This window comes from Streptomyces sp. NPDC127129 (assembly GCF_042671585.1).
GTDB lineage: Bacteria > Actinomycetota > Actinomycetes > Streptomycetales > Streptomycetaceae > Streptomyces.
This window is the reverse complement of record NZ_JBHXTV010000018.1, coordinates 30,830-46,720: the sequence shown is the minus strand read 5'-3', so window position 1 is coordinate 46,720 and position 15,891 is coordinate 30,830. Positions and strand designations below refer to the sequence as shown.

18 protein-coding genes and 5 tRNA genes are annotated in these 15,891 nt (G+C 71.5%); 5 read left to right on the top strand and 18 right to left on the bottom strand.

Annotation, left to right across the window (positions count from 1 at the left end; all coding sequences use genetic code 11):
* Positions 1-24: 24 nt before the first annotated feature.
* Both thiD and ACFVGW_RS29705 read right to left on the bottom strand, forming a co-directional pair.
* On the bottom strand, positions 25-816 hold the full coding sequence (thiD, locus tag ACFVGW_RS29710) for a bifunctional hydroxymethylpyrimidine kinase/phosphomethylpyrimidine kinase (protein WP_385854108.1): 792 nt from the start codon (positions 814-816) through the stop codon (positions 25-27).
* Positions 813-1,775 carry a thiamine-phosphate kinase gene (locus tag ACFVGW_RS29705; protein ID WP_352190330.1) on the bottom strand — a complete coding sequence of 321 codons (963 nt, stop codon included), beginning with the start codon at positions 1,773-1,775 and terminating at the stop codon, positions 813-815. The genes thiD and ACFVGW_RS29705 overlap by 4 nt, the downstream gene beginning before the upstream one ends.
* A 185-nt stretch (positions 1,776-1,960) precedes the next feature.
* Here ACFVGW_RS29705 and ACFVGW_RS29700 point away from each other — a divergent pair, with 185 nt between their 5' ends.
* Positions 1,961-2,194 carry an Lrp/AsnC ligand binding domain-containing protein gene (locus tag ACFVGW_RS29700; protein ID WP_352190331.1) on the top strand — a complete coding sequence of 78 codons (234 nt, stop codon included), beginning with the start codon at positions 1,961-1,963 and terminating at the stop codon, positions 2,192-2,194.
* 23 nt (positions 2,195-2,217) lie between these two features.
* Positions 2,218-2,712, top strand: coding sequence for a DUF3515 domain-containing protein (locus ACFVGW_RS29695; RefSeq protein ID WP_385854172.1), 495 nt, complete (start codon positions 2,218-2,220; stop codon positions 2,710-2,712).
* A 9-nt stretch (positions 2,713-2,721) separates the two neighbouring features.
* On the opposite strand, the gene ACFVGW_RS29690 is transcribed toward ACFVGW_RS29695, so the two are convergent.
* From ACFVGW_RS29690 to ACFVGW_RS29680, 3 genes are all read right to left on the bottom strand, one after another.
* Positions 2,722-3,861 (bottom strand): D-alanine--D-alanine ligase family protein, encoded by a 1,140-nt coding sequence (locus tag ACFVGW_RS29690; protein ID WP_385854107.1) that lies wholly within the window; start codon positions 3,859-3,861, stop codon positions 2,722-2,724.
* A gap of 90 nt (positions 3,862-3,951) precedes the next feature.
* Positions 3,952-4,953 carry an NAD(P)H-dependent glycerol-3-phosphate dehydrogenase gene (locus tag ACFVGW_RS29685; protein WP_352190333.1) on the bottom strand — a complete coding sequence of 334 codons (1,002 nt, stop codon included), beginning with the start codon at positions 4,951-4,953 and terminating at the stop codon, positions 3,952-3,954.
* Positions 4,950-5,702, bottom strand: a complete 753-nt coding sequence (locus ACFVGW_RS29680) for a lysophospholipid acyltransferase family protein (protein WP_352190334.1) — start codon at positions 5,700-5,702, stop codon at positions 4,950-4,952. Before ACFVGW_RS29680 ends, ACFVGW_RS29685 begins: the two co-directional genes overlap by 4 nt.
* 162 nt (positions 5,703-5,864) lie before the next feature.
* Here ACFVGW_RS29680 and cofC point away from each other — a divergent pair, with 162 nt between their 5' ends.
* Positions 5,865-6,527 carry a 2-phospho-L-lactate guanylyltransferase gene (gene cofC / locus ACFVGW_RS29675; protein WP_385854106.1) on the top strand — a complete coding sequence of 221 codons (663 nt, stop codon included), beginning with the start codon at positions 5,865-5,867 and terminating at the stop codon, positions 6,525-6,527.
* A 10-nt stretch (positions 6,528-6,537) separates the two neighbouring features.
* Positions 6,538-6,747, top strand: a complete 210-nt coding sequence (locus ACFVGW_RS29670) for a hypothetical protein (protein WP_352190336.1) — start codon at positions 6,538-6,540, stop codon at positions 6,745-6,747.
* A 127-nt stretch (positions 6,748-6,874) separates the two neighbouring features.
* On the opposite strand, the gene ACFVGW_RS29665 is transcribed toward ACFVGW_RS29670, so the two are convergent.
* The 4 genes from ACFVGW_RS29665 to leuC form a co-directional block, all read right to left on the bottom strand.
* A complete protein-coding gene (locus ACFVGW_RS29665; protein ID WP_383226643.1) occupies positions 6,875-7,552 on the bottom strand; it encodes an HU family DNA-binding protein in 678 nt (225 codons plus the stop codon).
* A gap of 143 nt (positions 7,553-7,695) precedes the next feature.
* A complete protein-coding gene (locus ACFVGW_RS29660; RefSeq protein ID WP_031013922.1) occupies positions 7,696-7,923 on the bottom strand; it encodes a hypothetical protein in 228 nt (75 codons plus the stop codon).
* 104 nt (positions 7,924-8,027) lie between these two features.
* Positions 8,028-8,621 (bottom strand): 3-isopropylmalate dehydratase small subunit, encoded by a 594-nt coding sequence (gene leuD / locus ACFVGW_RS29655; RefSeq protein ID WP_352190338.1) that lies wholly within the window; start codon positions 8,619-8,621, stop codon positions 8,028-8,030.
* A 6-nt stretch (positions 8,622-8,627) separates the two neighbouring features.
* Positions 8,628-10,052, bottom strand: a complete 1,425-nt coding sequence (leuC, locus tag ACFVGW_RS29650; protein WP_383226640.1) for a 3-isopropylmalate dehydratase large subunit — start codon at positions 10,050-10,052, stop codon at positions 8,628-8,630.
* Positions 10,053-10,192: 140 nt separating this feature from the next.
* On the opposite strand from leuC, the gene ndgR reads away from it, so the two are divergent.
* A complete protein-coding gene (gene ndgR, locus ACFVGW_RS29645) occupies positions 10,193-10,909 on the top strand; it encodes an IclR family transcriptional regulator NdgR (protein WP_005311436.1) in 717 nt (238 codons plus the stop codon).
* A gap of 128 nt (positions 10,910-11,037) precedes the next feature.
* On the opposite strand, the gene ACFVGW_RS29640 is transcribed toward ndgR, so the two are convergent.
* The 9 genes from ACFVGW_RS29640 to ACFVGW_RS29600 all read right to left on the bottom strand — a co-directional run bounded on the left by ACFVGW_RS29640 (position 11,038) and on the right by ACFVGW_RS29600 (position 15,874).
* Positions 11,038-11,110, bottom strand: a tRNA-Glu gene (locus ACFVGW_RS29640).
* Between the two features lie 40 nt (positions 11,111-11,150).
* Positions 11,151-11,222, bottom strand: a tRNA-Gln gene (locus tag ACFVGW_RS29635).
* 16 nt (positions 11,223-11,238) lie between these two features.
* A tRNA-Glu gene (locus ACFVGW_RS29630) sits at positions 11,239-11,311 on the bottom strand.
* Between the two features lie 61 nt (positions 11,312-11,372).
* Positions 11,373-11,445 (bottom strand) — tRNA-Glu (locus tag ACFVGW_RS29625).
* Positions 11,446-11,487: 42 nt separating this feature from the next.
* Positions 11,488-11,559 (bottom strand) — tRNA-Gln (locus ACFVGW_RS29620).
* Positions 11,560-11,652: 93 nt separating this feature from the next.
* On the bottom strand, positions 11,653-12,375 hold the full coding sequence (locus ACFVGW_RS29615; RefSeq protein ID WP_385854105.1) for an HAD family hydrolase: 723 nt from the start codon (positions 12,373-12,375) through the stop codon (positions 11,653-11,655).
* A 51-nt stretch (positions 12,376-12,426) separates the two neighbouring features.
* On the bottom strand, positions 12,427-13,665 hold the full coding sequence (locus ACFVGW_RS29610; RefSeq protein WP_385854104.1) for an ABC transporter permease: 1,239 nt from the start codon (positions 13,663-13,665) through the stop codon (positions 12,427-12,429).
* The gene (locus ACFVGW_RS29605) at positions 13,662-14,390 is read right to left on the bottom strand and encodes an ABC transporter ATP-binding protein (protein WP_385854103.1); all 729 of its coding nucleotides are present in this window, start codon (positions 14,388-14,390) and stop codon (positions 13,662-13,664) included. Before ACFVGW_RS29605 ends, ACFVGW_RS29610 begins: the two co-directional genes overlap by 4 nt.
* Positions 14,387-15,874: a peptidoglycan-binding protein gene (locus tag ACFVGW_RS29600; protein ID WP_385854102.1), complete on the bottom strand. Its 1,488-nt coding sequence runs from the start codon at positions 15,872-15,874 to the stop codon at positions 14,387-14,389. The genes ACFVGW_RS29605 and ACFVGW_RS29600 overlap by 4 nt, the downstream gene beginning before the upstream one ends.
* Between the last annotated feature and the right edge of the window lie 17 nt (positions 15,875-15,891).

Genomic DNA, 15,891 nt, shown 5'->3' with positions numbered 1-15,891 from the left:
GCCTTTTGCCATGCCCGGCGCCCCCTAGGGCCGGAACCGCCAGCCGTGGTCCACCGGGCCGATCCCCGCGCCCAGCGCGAACCCGGCCGCGATCGCCCCGGTCACGTACGCCTTCGCCTCCCGCACCGCCTCCGGTACGGCGAGCCCCTTCGCGAGCCCCGACGCGACCGCCGAGGCGAGGGTGCAGCCCGTGCCGTGGGTGTGCCGGTTGTCGTGGCGCGGCGCGCGCAGCCAGTGCTCCTCGTCGCCGTCGGTGAGCAGGTCCACGGCGTCCCCGTCGAGATGCCCGCCCTTGATGAGCGCCCAGCGCGGCCCGTACGCGAGGACCGCGGCCGCGGCCTCCCGGAGATCCGCCTCCGAGCCGACCCGTACGCCCGTGAGCTGTGCCACCTCGTCCAGGTTGGGCGTGGCGACGGTGGCGACCGGCAGCAGCTTCGTCCGTACGGAGTCCAGCGCCGAGGCCGCGAGCAGCGGGTCGCCGTGCTTGGAGACGCCGACGGGGTCCACGACGACGGGCGCGTCCGTCCCGGCGAGAAGCCCCGCGACCGTCTCCACCAGTGCGGCGGAGGCCAGCATGCCGGTCTTCACGGCCTGGACGCCGATGTCGTCGACGACGGCGCGGTACTGGGCCCGTACGGCCTCCACGGGCAGTTCCCAGGCGCCTCGCACGCCCTGCGAGTTCTGCGCGGTGACAGCGGTGATCACGCTCATGCCGTGGACGCCGAGGGCGAGCATCGTCTTCAGGTCGGCCTGGATCCCCGCGCCGCCGCCGGAGTCGGATCCGGCGACGGTCAGGACGAGCGGCGGCGGCGTCACTCGTGGCCCCCGAAGTGGTCCCAGCCGCCCTTGCTGTGCCAGGGCGCACCGTCCACGGTGACCTGCGGCAGCGCGGAGGGGTTCAGGACCTCGCCGATGACCTTCCAGCGGGCCGGCAGCTTCACGTCCGGCGGGAAGGTTGCCACGATCGCGTGGTCCTCTCCCCCGGTGAGCACCCACTGCAGCGGGTCCACACCCACGGCCTGGCCGATGTCGTTCATCTGGGTGGGGATGTCGATGAGTCCGGAGCGCAGGTCGATGCGGACCTTGCTGGCCTCCGCGATGTGGCCGAGGTCGGCGATGAGCCCGTCGCTGACGTCGCACATGGCGGTGGCGCCGAGCCCGGCGGCCGCGGGGCCCGCGTGATAGGGCGGCTCGGGACGCCGGTGGGCCTCGACGAAGGCGCGCGGGGAGCGGAAGCCGCGGGAGAGGACCGCGTAGCCGGCCGCGGACCAGCCGAGCCAGCCCGTGTACGCGACGACGTCGCCCGGCTGGGCTCCGCCCCGCGTCACCGGGTCGTGGTTGCGCAGGTCGCCGAGGGCGGTGATGGCCACCGTGATGGTGTCGCCGCGGACGACGTCGCCGCCGACGACGGCCGCGCCCGCGACCTGGCACTCGTCCCGCAGGCCGTCCATCAGCTCGGTGGGCCAGGTGACCGGGAGTTCGGCCGGCACGACCAGGCCGAGGAGGAGAGCGGTGGGGACGGCGCCCATGGCGGCGATGTCGGCGAGGTTCTGCGCGGCGGCCTTGCGGCCGACGTCGTACGCCGTCGACCAGTCGCGGCGGAAGTGACGCCCTTCGAGCAGGATGTCCGTACTGGCCACCACGCGCCGGTCGGGTGCGGAGACGACCGCGGCGTCGTCGCCGGGTCCGATCCGCACCGCCGGGGTGGAGGTGAGCCGGGAGGTGAGCTCTCTGATGAGCCCGAACTCCCCCAACTCTCCTACTGTGCCCTTCACCGCGTCTCACCTCGTGTTGTCGTGCGGTACCGTCAATGAGGAACCGTCTAGACCGTCAACTGCTGTCTTGTCTACGCCACACTGTGGGCGCCTCGGGGCACGCAGGTCTCCCCGCGGCCCGCGGCGACGCGGTACCGTGGCGTCTCTTTCTCCCACAAGATCCTCGTGGCCGCCCTGGAGGTTCCGTGGTACAGGCGTACATCCTCATCCAGACCGAGGTGGGCAAGGCGTCGACCGTCGCCGAGACCATCTCCAAGATCGCGGGAGTGATCCAGGCGGAAGACGTGACGGGACCGTACGACGTCATCGTCCGCGCCCAGGCCGACACGGTCGACGAACTCGGCCGCATGGTGGTCGCCAAGGTCCAGCAAGTGGAAGGCATCACGCGGACCCTCACCTGCCCGGTCGTGCATCTGTAGCCCCCGTCTACCCTTGGCCGGTGATGTCTTCCCACCGGCCTTTCGGCCTGCCCGCCGCCGTCGCGGCCGCGTTGCTGTTGCTGACCGCCGCGGGATGCTCCTTCACGGACGCGAAGGCTTCGATCCCGGTTCCCAGCCCGCCGGCCGGGGAGGCGACCCTCTGCCAGGCTCTGGCGAAGGAGCTTCCCGACACCGTGGCGGGGCTGGAACGGAACGATCCTGAGCCGGACTCCGAGCTGACCGCCGGGTGGGGGGATGCGGCGATCGTACTGCGCTGCGGGGTCCCCCGGCCCGAGAAGATGAGCGATCCGCAGACGCAGGGTGTCTCGGTGGACGGCGTGCGCTGGATGCTGGAGCAGCGCGAGGGCGACGGCCCCCGGTTCACCTCGGTGTATCGCGAGACGTACATCGAGGTGAGCCTCGACGAGCGGTTCGCCCATGACATCGGACCGCTCGTCGATCTCGCCGCCCCCGTAGAGAAGGCCGTGCCCTGCGCCCTGGAACCGGAGTGCGACTAGCGCCTTGCGCTAGCGCAGGCCCGTGGAGCGGTTGAGGGCCGCCTGGATCAGGCGGTCCACCAGCTCGGGGTAGCCGACACCGCTCTCCTGCCACATGCGCGGGTACATGGAGATGGGGGTGAAGCCCGGCATGGTGTTGATCTCGTTGATCACGAACTCGCCGTCCTCGGTGAGGAAGAAGTCGGCGCGGACCAGGCCCTCGCAGGAGACGGCCTCGTACGCGGCGACGGCGAGCCGCTGGACCTCGGCGGTGGCCTCGTCGCCGATCGGCGCGGGGACGATGCCGGACGCCGAGTCGATGTACTTGGCCTCGAAGTCGTAGAAGTCGTGGTCGGTGACGGGCGGGATCTCCGCCGGCACGCTCGCGCGCGGGCCGTCCTCGAACTCCAGGACGCCGCACTCGATCTCACGGCCGCGCAGCAGCGACTCGACGAGGATCTTCGGGTCGTGGCGCCGGGCCTCCTCGATGGCCTCGTCCAGGCCCGAGAGGTCGTCGACCTTGGTGATGCCCATGGAAGAGCCGCCCCGGGCCGGCTTCACGAAGAGCGGCCAGCCGTGGTCGGCGGCGAACTCGACGATCTTCTTGCGGGCGGCCGCGGGGCTCTGCTCCCACTCGCGCGGCCGGATGACCTCGTACGGGCCGACGGGCAGCCCGAAGGAGGTGAACACCCGCTTCATGTACTCCTTGTCCTGGCCGACGGCGGAGGCGAGCACGCCCGCGCCGACGTAGGGGACGCCGGAGAGCTCCAGGAGGCCCTGGAGGGTGCCGTCCTCGCCGTACGGACCGTGCAGCATCGGGAAGACGACGTCGACCTCGCCGAGGGCCTTGGGCACGGAGCCGGGCTCGGCGTACACGACCTCGCGGTTGGCCGGGTCGACGGAGAGGACCACGCCGCCCTGCTCGGATTCGGCGAGGTCCGTGACGTTCGGCAGGGCGCGGTCGGCGATCGCCATCCGCTCGGGGGCGTCGGCGGTCAGCGCCCAGCGCCCGTCCGTGGTGATGCCGATGGGCAGCACGTCGTACTTGGTCCGGTCGATGGCCTTGAGGACGGCGCCGGCCGTGACGACCGAGATGGCGTGCTCGGAGCTGCGTCCGCCGAAGACGACGGCCACGCGCGGCTTGCGGGGGCTCTGGGTGTTCTCGCTCATATCGCGTTGAGCGTACCTTGCGTGTTCGATCCGCTTAAGAGCCCCGGCCCGCCGCGCGCGTCCGGGCTAGCGTCCGTCCCGGCGCGGCCGTCAGCGGCGCTCGGACTTGGCGCTGCGCGACATCAGTTCCTTGAGGGCGACGATCGGCGGCTTGCCCTCGTGGACGATCGAGACGACCGTCTCGGTGATCGGCATGTCGACGCCGTGGCGGCGGGCCAGATCGAGCACGGACTCGCAGGACTTGACGCCCTCCGCGGTCTGCTTGGTCGCCGCGATGGTCTCCTCCAGGGTCATCCCGCGGCCCAGATTGGTGCCGAAGGTGTTGTTCCGGGAGAGCGGCGAGGAGCAGGTGGCGACCAGGTCGCCGAGGCCGGCGAGGCCGGAGAAGGTGAGCGGGTCGGCGCCCATGGCGAGGCCGAGCCGGGTGGTCTCGGCGAGGCCGCGGGTGATGAGGGTGGCCTTGGAGTTGTCGCCGAGCCCCATGCCGTTGGCGATGCCGACGGCGAGCCCGATGACGTTCTTGACGGCCCCGCCGAGCTCGCAGCCGACGACGTCGGTGCTGGTGTACGGGCGGAAGTACGGGGTCATGCAGGCGGTCTGGAGCCGCTGCGCGACGGATTCGTCGGCGCAGGCGACGACGGCACCGGCGGGCTGCCGGGCGGCGATCTCCTTGGCCAGGTTGGGACCGGTCAGGACGGCGACGCGCTCGGCGGGCACGTCGGCGACCTCCATGATGACCTCGCTCATCCGCTCGGCGGTGCCGAGTTCGACCCCCTTCATCAGGGAGACGAGGACGGTGTCGGGGGCCAGCTTGGGGGCCCACTCGGCGAGGTTGGCGCGAAGGGTCTGCGAGGGGACGACGAGGACGGTGAAGTCGGCGTCGTGGGCGGCCTCGGCCGGGTCGGTGGTGGCCCTGACGTTCGCGGGGAGTTCGACACCCGGGAGGTAGTCGGGGTTGGTGCGGGTCGTGTTGACGGCCTCGACGAGCTCGGCGCGGCGGCCCCAGAGCGTCACGTCGCATCCCGCGTCGGCGAGCACCATGCCGAAGGCGGTACCCCAGGACCCGGTTCCGAATACGGCTGCCTTGGTCACTTCGTGCCCTCCCCGGCGGCCTTGCGCCGCTGCTCCAGCCGCGCCTTGCGGTGGTCGTACGGCTCGCCCGGCGACTTCTCGCCCCGGACGTCCTCCAGAAGCGACGTGATCGCCGCCATGATGACCTCGGTCGCCTCGCGCAGCACCTCGGGCGTGGGCTCCTGGTCGTGGAAGCGGGAGAGGTCGACGGGCGGACCGGCCTGCACGATCAGCGTCTTGCGCGGGAACAGGCTGAGCTTGTTCTCCTTGGCGTACGGCGGCATGGCGAGGTTGGCGCCCCACTGGGCGACCGGGATGACCGGGGCCTTGGTGAGGAGCGCGACGCGGGCGGCGCCGGTCTTGCCCGCCATGGGCCACATCTCCGGGTCGCGGGTGAGGGTGCCCTCGGGGTAGAAGGCGACGCACTCGCCGCGCTCGATGGCGTCGACGGCGGCCCGGAAGGCGTCCAGGGCGTTGGTCGTCTCGCGGTAGACGGGGATCTGTCCGGTGCCGCGGAGCATGGTGCCGACGAACGAGCCCTTGAAGAGGGCGGCCTTGGCGAGAAAGCGCGGGACACGTCCGGTGTTGTACTGGAAATGCGCGTACGACAGCGGGTCCAGATACGAGTTGTGATTGACGGCGGTGATGAATCCGCCGTCGGCCGGAATGTGTTCCGTTCCGCGCCAGTCCCGCTTGAACAGAACCACCAGTGGGGGTTTGGCGATGACCGCCGCCAGGCGGTACCAGAAGCCGATTCTGCGGCGGGACACTCGTGCACCTTCCTCTGGGACTGGCGTGCAGGGGGCCAAGTGTCGCCCCATGCTCCTGGTCTGTCGAGAACACCGTACGCCCCGGGATCGCGCGGGCGCCGGGCGCCGGGCTCTCCGGCCCGTCGGACGCGGGGGCGTGGTGCCGGGTCACAATGGGCCGCGATGAACATCGATCCGGACGACGGCTGGTCCCTGGTCGTACCCCTGAAGCCCCTTGCGCGGGCGAAGAGCAGGCTCGCCGCGACCGCCGGGAACGGCTTGCGTCCGCGGCTCGCGCTGGCGTTCGCGCAGGACACGGTGGCCGCGGCGCTGGAGTGCGGGCGGGTGCGGGATGTGGCGGTCGTCACGGACGATCAGTCCGCCGCGGTGGCGCTGGCGGCGCTCGGGGCGCGGATCGTGCCCGACTCCCCGGCCGCCGGACTCAACGCGGCGCTGGCGCACGGGGCACGGACGGTACGGGACGCCCGGCCCCACGCGCGCGTGGCGGCGCTCAACGCGGACCTGCCCGCGCTGCGGCCGGAGGAACTCGCCCGGGTCCTGGAAGCGGCCCGTGAATTCCCCCGGGCATTTCTCGCGGATGCCGCCGAAATAGGTACGACATTCCTCTCGGCGGGTCCGGGGGTGGAATTGGCACCTGCATTCGGAGGCGCTTCGCGGCTCAGGCATTTGTCGTCGGGGGCGGTGGAAATCAGACTGGCCGGGGTGGATTCCGTACGCCGGGACGTGGACACCGGCGAGGATCTGGCTGCCGCACTGGCGTTGGGGATCGGTCCACGGACGGCCGCCCACTGGGATCGTGCGGCCGGTGATCGCGCGGCCGGATAGGCTGCGGCCCATGCAGGCGACCGCGTACACGTACGACCCCGAGACCCGCAGCGGCAGTGTGCTGCTCGACGACGGCACCCCGGTGGAGTTCGGGGCCGAGGCCTTCGACGCGGGCGGGCTGCTGCTGCTGCGTCCGGGGCAGCGGGTGCGGATCGAGACGGAGCCCGGCGCGGACGGCGCGGGGCTGCGGATCACGCTGGTGACGCTGCAGACCCTCTGAGCAACCGGTACGGCCCCGCTGGGCCGAACAGGGCAGCAGTCGCAGTGCGGACGCGCCGCGGGCCGGGCTCCCCGAGGGGAGCCCGGCCCGGCGTGTGAGTGGCCCTCGACCCTTGTGCCGCTTACTTCTACTTCTTCGCGGCGGTCTTCTTGGCGGTGGTCTTGCGCGCCGTCGTCTTCTTGGCGGGCGCCTTCTTCGCCGTGGCCTTCTTCGCCGGCGCGGTCTTCTTGGCGGTGGTCTTCTTGGCCGCCGCGGTGGTGGTCTTCTTCGCCGGCGTCGCCTTCTTGGCCGCCGCCGTGGTCTTCTTGGCCGCCGCGGTGGTCTTCTTGGCCGCGGCCGTCGTCTTCTTGGCCGCCGCGGTGGTCTTCTTGACGGCCACCTTCTTGGCGGTGGTGGCCTTCTTCGCGGCCGCCTTCTTGGCGGTGGTGGCCTTCTTGGCCGCCGCCTTCTTCACCGTCGCCGAGGCGCCGCCCATCAGGCTGCCCTTGGGCGCCTTCTTGACCGCGACCTCGCCGCCCTTGGGGAGCTTCTTCGAGCCGCTGACCAGGTCCTTGAAGCCCTGACCCGCACGGAAGCGCGGAACCGAGGTCTTCTTGACCCGCACGCGCTCACCCGTCTGCGGGTTGCGGGCGTACCGGGCCGGACGGTCGACCTTCTCGAACGAGCCGAAGCCGGTGACCGAGACCCGGTCTCCGGAGACCACGGCACGCACGATGGCGTCGAGCACGTGGTCGACGGCGTCGGCCGCCTGCTGGCGACCGCCCATCTTGTCGGCAATCGCTTCTACGAGCTGCGCCTTGTTCACGTCTTCCCCTTCGGAGACATTGCCAGAACGAAAGTGTTCAAGCTTTTTCGCACGTTAGGCATGTATATACCGCAAATCAAACACGAAACGGGCTAATCACCCTAGTGCCGCAACGCAGAAGTCCCGTTGCGGAGTTCCTGGTGTCAGTCGTCTTCAGGGAATCGGCCCTCGTCGAGGTCCTTCATCAACCGGTCGAGACGCGTTGCCGCGTCCGCGAGATCGTGCTTCGCCGCTGCCGTGACGACCAGCAGCTTCCGGGACAGCGCCATCCTTACGCCCTCCGGGACTTGCAGTGCGCGCACTCTTGTGTGCGCTTCCTTCAATCGGGCGGCGACTGCCTCGTAGAGCTCGAGTTGGCTGTCGCGTTCCATGCACCGATTGTGCCATCTAGGGCGAGTTGTCGCCCGACAGGGTCTCAACAAGCGACTGCGCCCCCCACCGGAGGGTGGGGGGCGCAGTCGTGGAAAAGCGCTGCTCAGGCCGTAATTGTACGGGGCTTGAAGGCCGGCCTGGACGCCTCGTAGGCGGCGATGTCGGCTTCGTTCTGAAGGGTGAGGCTGATGTCGTCCAGACCGTTCAGGAGACGCCAGCGGGCGTTCTCGTCGAGCTCGAAGTCGGCGTCGATCCCGGCCGCCAGCACCTTGCGGCGCTCCAAGTCAACAGTGATTTCGGCCGTCGGGTCGGCCTCCGTCAACTCCCAGAGGGCGTCCACGGTGGGCTGGTCGAGGACGACCGTCAGCAGACCGTTCTTCAGCGAGTTGCCGCGGAAGATGTCGGCGAAGCGGGAGGAGATGACGGTCTTGAAGCCGTAGTTCTGCAGCGCCCAGACGGCGTGCTCACGGGAGGAGCCGGTGCCGAAGTCGGGGCCGGCCACCAGGACCGTGGCGCCCTGCCGCTCGGGGCGGTTGAGCACGAACTCGGAGTCCTTGCGCCAGGCCTCGAACAGCCCGTCCTCGAAGCCGTCGCGGGTGACCTTCTTGAGCCAGTGCGCGGGGATGATCTGGTCGGTGTCGACGTTGCTGCGGCGCAGCGGGACGGCTCGGCCGGTGTGTGTGGTGAAAGCTTCCATGGTTCCTCAGACCCCCGCGGGCGTAGCGACGTCGGACAGATCGGCCGGGGAGGCCAGGTGGCCCAGTACGGCGGTGGCGGCGGCGACCTGGGGCGAGACCAGGTGGGTGCGTCCGCCCTTGCCCTGCCGGCCCTCGAAGTTGCGGTTGGAGGTGGACGCGGAGCGCTCGCCGGGCGCCAGTTGGTCGGGGTTCATGCCCAGGCACATGGAGCAGCCCGCGTGCCGCCATTCGGCGCCGGACTCCTTGAAGACCTTGTCCAGGCCTTCCTCGACGGCCTGCAGGGCGACGCGCACCGAGCCGGGGACGACCAGCATCCGGACGCCGTCGGCGACCTTGCGGCCCTCCAGCAGGGCGGCGGCGTTGCGCAGGTCCTCGATGCGGCCGTTGGTGCAGGAGCCTACGAAGACGGTGTCGACCTTGATGTCCCGCAGCGGCTGCCCGGCGGTCAACCCCATGTACTCCAGGGCCTTTTCGGCGGCCAGGCGCTCCGAAGCGTCTTCGTACGAAGCCGGGTCGGGGACGTTCGCCGAAAGCGGCGCACCCTGGCCGGGGTTGGTGCCCCAGGTGACGAACGGAGCCAGGGAGGCGGCGTCGATGACGACCTCGGCGTCGAAGACGGCGTCCTCGTCGGACTTCAGGGTCTTCCAGTACGCGACGGCGGCGTCCCAGTCCTCGCCCTCGGGGGCGTGGGCGCGGCCCTTCAGGTACGCGAAGGTGGTCTCGTCCGGGGCGATCATGCCCGCGCGGGCGCCGGCCTCGATCGACATGTTGCAGACGGTCATCCGGGCTTCCATCGAGAGCTTCTCGACGGCGGAGCCGCGGTACTCCAGGACGTAGCCCTGGCCTCCGCCGGTGCCGATCTTGGCGATGATCGCCAGGATCAGGTCCTTGGCCGTGACGTCCTCGGGCAGCTCGCCGTCGACCGTGATCGCCATGGTCTTGGGACGGGCCAGCGGCAGCGTCTGGGTGGCCAGCACGTGCTCGACCTGGCTGGTGCCGATACCGAACGCCAGCGCGCCGAAGGCGCCGTGCGTGGAGGTGTGGGAGTCGCCGCAGACCACGGTGGTGCCGGGCTGGGTCAGGCCCAGCTGCGGGCCCACGACGTGGACGACGCCCTGCTCGACGTCGCCCAGCGGGTGCAGCCGTACGCCGAACTCGGCGCAGTTCTTCCGCAGCGTCTCCAACTGGGCGCGCGAGACCGGGTCGGCGATGGGCTTGTCGATGTCGAGGGTCGGGGTGTTGTGGTCCTCGGTGGCGATGGTGAGGTCGAGGCGCCGCACCTGCCGGCCGTTCTGGCGCAGGCCGTCGAACGCCTGGGGGCTGGTCACCTCGTGCAGCAGGTGCAGATCGATGAAGAGGAGGTCGGGCTCGCCCTCGGCGCGCCGGACGACGTGGTCGTCCCAGACCTTCTCCGCGAGTGTCCTACCCATCGCTTTCCCTCCGGCCGACGTCTACGTCGGCACAACTAGAGACCCGTTTCGCGAGCCGTTGTGCGGCCGCCTCACCAGGGTCGCAAGATCCCCGGAAAATTGAACTTGCGTTTCACAGAGTGAGACGTGAATATCGTTGCATGGACAACTCTAGCGGCGTGGGTGTTCTCGACAAGGCAGCCCTTGTCCTGAGCGCCCTGGAGTCCGGTCCGGCCACCCTCGCAGGTCTGGTCGCGGCGACGGGACTCGCAAGACCCACGGCACATCGCCTCGCCGTGGCACTGGAACACCACCGGATGGTGGCGCGCGACATGCAGGGCCGGTTCATCCTCGGACCGCGCCTGGCGGAGCTCGCCGCCGCGGCCGGTGAGGACCGCCTGCTCGCCACGGCCGGCCCGGTACTGACGCATCTGCGCGATGTCACCGGCGAGAGCGCCCAGCTCTACCGGCGCCAGGGCGACATGCGCATCTGCGTGGCGGCCGCCGAGCGGCTGTCCGGCCTTCGGGACACGGTCCCGGTCGGCTCCACGCTGACGATGAAGGCCGGCTCCTCGGCGCAGATCCTGATGGCCTGGGAGGAGCCCGAGCGGCTCCACCGCGGCCTTCAGGGCGCCCGCTTCACGGCGACGGCCCTCTCGGGCGTACGGCGCCGTGGGTGGGCCCAGTCGATCGGCGAGCGGGAGCCGGGCGTCGCGTCCGTCTCCGCGCCCGTACGCGGCCCCTCGAACCGCGTGGTGGCCGCAGTGTCGGTCTCCGGGCCGATCGAGCGCCTGACGCGCCACCCGGGCCGTATGCACGCCCAGGCGGTCATCGACGCCGCCGCCCGCCTCTCCGAGGCGCTCCGCCGCAACGGCTGACGCACCTCGCCCCTCCTGCCCGTACGACCGGCCCACCGCTTCAACGCCGCAGCGGTGGGCCGGAGTTGTGTCCTCATACCGGAACGACGAAGAAGCCCTCCCCCGAAGGGAAGGGCTTCTTCGTTCTGTACCCCCGACCGGATTCGAACCGGCGCTACCGCCTTGAGAGGGCGGCGTGCTAGGCCGCTACACAACGGGGGCCTTGCGGATCAGATCCGCGGGTGCAGATGAGCTCTGCGAGCTGGCCTACCAGGACTCGAACCTAGAATGACGGTACCAGAAACCGTAGTGTTGCCAATTACACCATAGGCCATGGTGGTTTAGACCAGTACCCCCGACCGGATTCGAACCGGCGCTACCGCCTTGAGAGGGCGGCGTGCTAGGCCGCTACACAACGGGGGCCCTAGCGATCCTGCATCGGGTTCACCGGGTGCGACCCAGGTGATCCCGCGGGAAGGATCTGTACCCCCGACCGGATTCGAACCGGCGCTACTGCCGTGAGAGGGCAGCGTGCTAGGCCGCTACACAACGGGGGCGTTGCGGATGAGATCCGCGTACGTGCAGATGAGCTCTGCGAGCTGGCCTACCAGGACTCGAACCTAGACTAACTGAACCAGAATCAGTCGTGCTGCCAATTACACCATAGGCCACCAAAACGCGATCCCCGCCGTGGGGGATCTTGTTCGGGTTGCGCTTCGGGGGTTTCTGCCTTTCGGCTTGCTCCCCTCGGCGCAGGAAGAACATTACCCGAAGGTGTCCGGCGCTCCAAAACGGGTATCCCCGCGCAGCAGTCCGGGGAGCTGGTGGAGGTCGGTGATCCGGGTCAGCTCCGGCCGTCCGCCGGTCCCGGCCCGGTCCAGCCAGATGCCCCGCAGGCCCGCCCCGTCCGCCCCCAGGGCGTCGATGTCCGGCTGGTCGCCGACGTACGCCACCTCCTCCGGGGCCAGCTGGAGGGCGGCGCAGGCGGCGTGGAAGGCCTCGGCGGCCGGCTTGGCGACCCCGAGTTCCGCGGCGCAGACGACGGCCTCGAAGCGGTCCCGTACGCCCAGCACGCGCAGCTTGCGGTCCTGGTTGTGGATCGAGGAGTTCGACAGGACGGCGTGACGGTAGTCACGCGCGAGCAGATCGAGCACGGGGACGGCGTCGGGGAAGAGCTCCCAGGCCGCCTCGTAGTGCGCGAGATACCGCTCGAACCAGGCGTCGGCCTCCGCTGCCACCAGGCCGGGCACCGCGAGGAACGCCCGCACCCGCTCGCGCCGCTGCTCCTGGAAGTCCACACCACCGGCCTCGAAGCGCCGCCAGTGCACGACCGTGAGCTCCTGCCAACGGCGGAGGGCCTGGTCGACGGAGTCGAATCCGTCCACCAGGCCCTCGGCCGTGAGGTGGTCGCGCATGCCGGCCAGATCCGCGCGCGAGTAGGCGAAGATCGTGTCGTCGACGTCCCAGAGGACCGCGCGGATGGCCATGCTCCGAACGTACTCCAGCACCGGCCGCGGCGTGGGGCGTTCCGCCCGGGGTCAGCGGCGCAGCGCCTCCGCGGGCTGGATCCTGGCCGCGCGCCACGCCGGGTAGAGCCCCGCGACGACGCCCGTCACCAGGCCGATGACCGGGGCCGCCGCGGCGGTCACGGGGTGGATGACCGGGGTCCAGTCACGGACCACGGCGACCACCACGACCGTCAGAACGCCCAGGGACGTCCCGACGAGGCCGCCGAGGGCGCCGAGCGCGCCGGACTCCGCGAGGAACTGCACGGTGATGTGGCGGCCGCGCGCGCCGAGCGCCCGGCGCAGCCCGATCTCCCCCGTGCGCTCCAGGACGGCGACCAGCGTGGTGTTGGCGATGCCCACCGCGCCGATCACCAGACAGATGGACGCCAGCAGCAGGAAGAGCCGGTTCAGATCGTCACCGACCTTGCCCCGCAGCGCCTTGGGGTCCGGCGGGGGGACCACCTTGAAGTACTCGGGATGGTCCGGGCGCAGCGCCGTGGCGGCCTCCTCGGCGATCTGCGCGGCGGCACCCAGCTCGGTGGAGACCAGCATCTGCGCGCCGTCCTCCGGCGGCCCCCAGACGCGTTCCGCCGTGGTGCGCGGCACGACGACCGACAGCAGCAGGTCGGCCTTCCGGTCCGTGCCGGAGACGATGCCGGTGACGGTGAAGGGGCGGCCGCCGATGAAGACGGCCGGACGGGTCTCCAGGGTGGTGATGCCGAGCCGGTCGGCGACTCCCTCGCCGATGACGGCCACCAGCTCCCCGCGTTCCGACGCATAGGCGTCGTAGACCCTGCCCTCGGCGAGGCGGACGCCCGCGGCGGCGAGCACTCCGGGCGAGGCGGCGACGACGTCGACGGGGTTCTGGGCGCCGTCGTCGCCGGCGACGACGGAGGAGCGTACGGACTCGTCCGGTGCCAGGCGCACCGGCCAGTACACCCCGGCGTGCTCGACGCCGTTCAGGCGCTCGATCCGCGCGTCGGCGTCGGCGGGAAAGGCGGGCCCGGCGAACTCGTCCTCCTGGCGGGCGATGTCCTCGACGGTCACCTCGGTCGCGCTCAGGGCGTTGAACCGGGCGTCGATCTGCGACGAGGTGGTGGCGGTCAGCCCGAGGATCGCGACGAAGGTCCCCACGCCGAGGACCGTGCCCAGGGCGGTCAGGGCGGAGCGTCCGGGGCGCTGGAGCATGCCGGCGAGGGATTCGGAGAGCACGTCGCGCCAGCCGAAGACGGAGGACGGGACACGGCTCGTACGGCGCGGACGTCTCACCGGGCCACCTCGCGCGTCGCCGGCTCGGAGGAACTCAGCACCCCGTCCCGGATGGTCACCGTGCGCTTGGCGCGGCCGGCGACCAGCGGATCGTGGGTGATCACCAGCACGGTCATGCCGTCTCCGTGCAGTTGCTCCAGCAGGGCCAGCACCGAGTCCGCGTTCTCCGTGTCCAGGTTGCCCGTCGGCTCGTCGCACAGCAGCAGGGAGGGCCGGGTCACCAGGGCCCGGGCGACGGCGACGCGCTGCCGCTCGCCTCCGGACATACGGGTGGGCAGGGCGTCGACGCGGTGGCCGAGGCCCACCTGCTCCAGCGCCCGGCGGGCCCGCTCCGGCCGCTCCCGGCGGGGGGTCCCGTTGTAGACGAGGGCGAGCATCACGTTCTCCAACGCGCTGCGCTGGGGCAGCAGGTGGAACGACTGGAAGACGAAGCCGATGCGGCGGCCGCGCAGCGCGGTGCGGTCCGCGTCCCGGAGCGTGCCGGTGTCGATGCCGTCCAGCAGGTACATGCCGTCGGTGGGGGCGTCCAGCAGACCGGCGATGTTCAGGAAGGTGGACTTGCCGGAGCCCGAAGGGCCGACGACGGCGACGAACTCGCCGCGCCGGACCGTGAGGTCGCAGGGCCGGAGGGCCGCCACCGGCGGCGGCCCGGGGTAGGTCAGTCCGACCCGGCGGAACTCGATGACCGGCTCGGAGGCCGGTCCGGCGGTGGGGCTTCCGGTCACGGAGAGGTCCTCTCGCGGGACACGCCCGTGATCACCTGCTCGTCCGGGGCGAGTTCCCCGCCCTCCGTAGGTACGACGGCCACGAAACCGTCCCCGGCGGTGCCCGTCCGGATCTCCACCCGCCGGCGGTCGCCGTCGGTCTCCAGCACGGTCACGGTGGTCCGTCCGTCGGCGCCGGAGCTGATCGCCGTGACGGGCACGACCAGGGCCTTGCCCGCGGTCGAGGCGGCGACGACGGTGACCCGCACGTCCTGGCCGGTCAGGTCGGCGTCCAGTCGCGTGCCGGGGGTGATCTCGACGAGCCAGCCGGTCACTCCCTGGCCCGTGTCGGCACCGTTCTGCGTCCCCTGGCCTTCGCCGCCCGTGGCGCCCGCCTGGACGGGGGCGTCGGAGACGGACGCGACCCGGCCCTCGGCGGAGGCGCCGGTGACCTCGGAGTAGATCTCGGCCGCGCTCCCGGGACGGATGAGGTCCTTCTGGTACTCCGGGACGTGCGCCTGGACGACGAGCCGGCCGGCGGACAGCTTCATCGCCGTGCCGGTCGCCTCGCCGCCGACCTTCGCGGACACCGAGTCCACGCGGGCGGGGAAGCTCTGCAGGAACACCACTTCGGCTGCGGGCAGCATCGGGCCCGCGGCGGCCTCGGCCGCGGTGAGCTTCTTCTGCGCGGCGGCCAGGTCCTCCCGTGCCCGGCGCTCGGCCTTCCGCCGGTCCCCGCCGTCGTCGGACGTTCCCGCGCCGGCGGAGGCGGACGCCTTCGGGTCGGGCTTCGGCGCCTCCGTGGCGTCCTCGAGGGCGCGCCGGGCGGCGGTGACCTGGCTGCGGGCCTCCTCGACCGGGTCCCCCTCGCCCTCCGGCGTCGCGGACACCGGGTCGTAGCCCAGGGAGCGGTAGAGGGCGCCGAGCGCGGCCTTCGTGCCGGGACCGAAGCGGCCCTCGGTGTCGGAGCCCGTCCCGTGGCCGAGCTTCCGCAGTGCGCGCTGGAGTTGCCGTACGTCGTCGCCGGTGCTGCCCGGACGCAGGTCGCGGTAGACGGGGAGGGCGCCCTCCAGGGCGAACACGGGCCGTCCGGAGACCTCGAGGAGCACCTGTCCGGCCCGGACGGCGTCCCCGGGGGCCACCTGGATCTTGGTGATCACCGAACGGGCCGCGCCCTCCCCGGCGGTCACCCGCGGGATCACGTCGACGGTCTGGCCCGCCACCACCTCGCCGCGGGTGACGACCGAGGAGGTCAGCACGCGGTGTTCGACGGGTGCGGTCAGCACGTCCGGGGCGGGCGGCGCGGCCTCCGCGGCCGCCTGCGCGGGGGACTTGACCAGCAGCGCCGCGCCCAGGCCGCCGGTGGTGGCCAGGACGGCGCCGACGGCGACGGCGAGCACCCACCGGCGGCGGCGGGCGGCGGCGCCCGGCCCGGGTTCGGGCCCGGTCGGCTCGGGTCCGGTCAGTTGCTCCACGACCTGAGTGGTGTTCTCGTCCTGCGCCATCGTCGTCCTTCGTCGTT